3 protein-coding genes are annotated in these 2,683 nt (G+C 71.0%); 1 reads left to right on the top strand and 2 read right to left on the bottom strand.

All coding sequences use genetic code 11. The features are described from left to right. Positions 1-1,781, top strand: a 1,781-nt coding sequence (locus FNH08_RS48590) for a TIM-barrel domain-containing protein (RefSeq protein ID WP_152778293.1), incomplete at its 5' end; no start/stop codon positions are given. Between the two features lies 1 nt (position 1,782). Here the strand turns inward: FNH08_RS48590 and FNH08_RS48585 are convergent. Together FNH08_RS48585 and FNH08_RS48580 are read right to left on the bottom strand one after the other, a co-directional pair. Next, positions 1,783-2,319: an NUDIX domain-containing protein gene (locus tag FNH08_RS48585; protein ID WP_322726627.1), complete on the bottom strand. Its 537-nt coding sequence runs from the start codon at positions 2,317-2,319 to the stop codon at positions 1,783-1,785. A 47-nt stretch (positions 2,320-2,366) separates the two neighbouring features. Then, positions 2,367-2,683 (bottom strand): M15 family metallopeptidase (locus FNH08_RS48580; RefSeq protein ID WP_322726626.1); only part of this gene is annotated, 317 nt, incomplete at its 5' end.

Genomic DNA, 2,683 nt, shown 5'->3' with positions numbered 1-2,683 from the left:
GCTTGTGGAACACCGATCCCGGACGCACGTTCGTTCCCGGTGACGATCCGCTGTACATCACGATGCCGGTGCAGATGGTGGTGGCCGACGCGGGCACGCACCTGGTGTTCCACGACACCTCGTGGGACGGCACGGTGGCGTTGCGGGAGGGAGAGGAGGGGGCCGGTTCCGGGCACGACCGGGCCGGGACGAGCGAGCTCCGCGTGGACGGCGGTCCGCTGCGCTGCTGGATGATGGTGGGCACCCCCGCGCGCGTGCTCCACGCTTGGGCCGCGCTCACCGGGGCGCCCGCGCTGCCGCCCGCCTGGGCACTGGGGCACCATCACGCGCGGTGGGGTTTCGGCAGCGAGCAGGAGGTGCGGCGGATCGTCGCGGGCTACCAGGAGCACGATCTGCCGCTGGACGCGGTCCATCTGGACATCGACCACTACGACGAGCACCAGGTGTTCACGGTCGACAAGGAGCACTTCCCGAAGCTGCCGGTGCTCGCCGAGGAGCTGCGCCGGGACGGGATCAGGCTCGTTTCGATCGTCGATCCGGCGGTGAAGGCCGAGCCGGGCAACGCGCTGTACGACGACGGGACGGCCGAGGACGCGTTCGTGCAGGACTCGGCGGGCCGGCCGGTGGAAGGCGTCGTGTGGCCCGGCGAGTCGGTGTACCCGGACTTCACGCGCGCGCGGGTGCGCGAGTGGTGGGGCGGGCTGTACGAGGAACGGCTGGCGCAGGGCTTCGCGGGGTTCTGGCACGACATGAACGAGCCGACGTCGTTCACGGCCTTCGGGGAGAACACGCTGCCCCGGTCCGCGCGGCACGACCTGGACGGCCGGGGCGGTGACCACCGGGAGGCACACAACGTGTACGCGCTCTGCATGGCCCGGGCCGGGTACGAGGGCCTGCGGAGACTCGCCCCCCAGGAGCGGCCGTTTCTCTTCTCACGCTCCGGGTGGGCCGGCATGCAGCGCTACGGGGGCACCTGGTCGGGGGACGTGGCGACGGGCTGGCCCGGTCTGCGGGCGTCGCTGTCGCTGGTGATGGGGCTGGGGCTGTGCGGGGTGCCCTATTCGGGCCCTGATGTCGGTGGTTTCGACGGGAGTCCGTCTCCGGAGCTGTATTTGCGGTGGTTCCAGCTGGGCGCGTATCTGCCGCTGTTCCGTACGCACGCGAGTCTGCGGGCGGGGCGCAGGGAGCCCTGGGAGTTCGGTGACGAGGTGCTTGCCCACGCGCGCGGGGCTCTCGTCGAGCGGCGGCGTCTGCTGCCGTACTTCATGACGCTGGCGCATCTGGCGCGGCGTACGGGGGCGCCGTATGCGCGGCCGGTCTGGTGGGGCGCGCCGGAGGACCGTGCGCTGCGCGACTGCGAGGACGTCTTCCTTCTCGGTGACTGTCTCCTGGTGGCGCCGGTGCTGGACCCTGGTGCCGACCGGCGCGCGGTGCAGCTTCCGCGGGGGCGCTGGTACGACACGGTGACCGAGGAGGCGTACGAGGGGCCGGGGCAGGTGCTGCTCGATGCTCCCCTGTCGAGGATCCCGGTGCTCGCGCGTGCGGGTGCCGTCCTGCCTGTGCGGGGCGCCGACGGCGGCCTGGAACTGGAGGCATGGGCACCGGAGCACGGGCGGGCCGGGGGTGGGCTCGTGGTGGCCGACGCGGGCGACGGCTGGGACGAGCCGGAGGTCGAACGGTATGTGACGCGCTGGAAGAAGCGGCGGGTGGTCGTGCAGCGGGAGGGTGGACGGGGCGAGCCCCCGTATCCCGTGCGGGTACGAGGGCTCGCCCGGTCGTGACTCAGACGTACCGGCCCTCGAAGAACGCCTTGACCGCCAGCGTGTGCAACGGGAAGGCGAGCTCGGTCGGCCTGTGCAGGAGTTGCCAGCCCTCCGTCTCGTCCGTGGCGGCGGACGGGGGCAGGCCGGCGGCCGGGCGCTCCGGGAGGAGCCCGAAGAGGAGCAGGTGGCCGTCGGGTGAGCTCATCGCGTCGGCGAGGCGGACGTCGCGCTCGGCGGCGTCGATGCCCGTTTCCTCCTTGAGCTCACGGACGACGGCGCTGCGCCAGTCCTCCCGTTGTTCGATGAACCCTCCGGGCAGGGCCGTGCCCCCGCGCGCGGGGGCGATGGTTCGGGTGATGACGACCAGGGCGGTGCCCTTGGTGTCGTACACGGGCTGGAGCGCCACCGCTACCGGCAGCGGGTTGCGGTAAGCGACCGTGTGGCAGGCCGGGCAGGTGCGGGGCCAGCCGGAGACGCCCTCTCCGTAGGGCGCTCCGCAGCTCGAACAGTGGGAGTCCGGTGCAGAGTTGGCGTTTGGGTGTTGGGTTGCGGACACGCGGCGGACTGTATCCGATCACGTGGAGGGCGTCTCCGGCGGGCGGCTCAATGTGCGTGCGTGAAGGATTTCCTGGTCACCGGGAAGTCGAAGTAGGTGTCCGGGTACGACTCCGGCTTGTAGGTGAAGTGCCACCATTCCTCGGGCAGGTTCACGAATCCGAGGGCTTCCAGAGTGCCTTTCAGAAGCTGGCGGTTGGCGCGCTGTGTGCCGGTGATCCGCGGGTCGTCGGTGTGGGAGAGCGTGTCGAAGCAGTCGTAGCCCGTGCCCATGTCCACGGAGTTGTCGGGAAAACGCTCGCTCCGGGGGGCGTAACAGGGCACCAGTGGTTCTCCGGGGGTGTACCTGTCTCTTATACACAGTT

This window comes from Streptomyces spongiae (assembly GCF_009377185.1).
Classification (GTDB): domain Bacteria; phylum Actinomycetota; class Actinomycetes; order Streptomycetales; family Streptomycetaceae; genus Streptomyces; species Streptomyces spongiae.
Note: the sequence above shows the minus strand (reverse complement) of the source record. Positions and strands in the feature narration are given on the sequence as shown.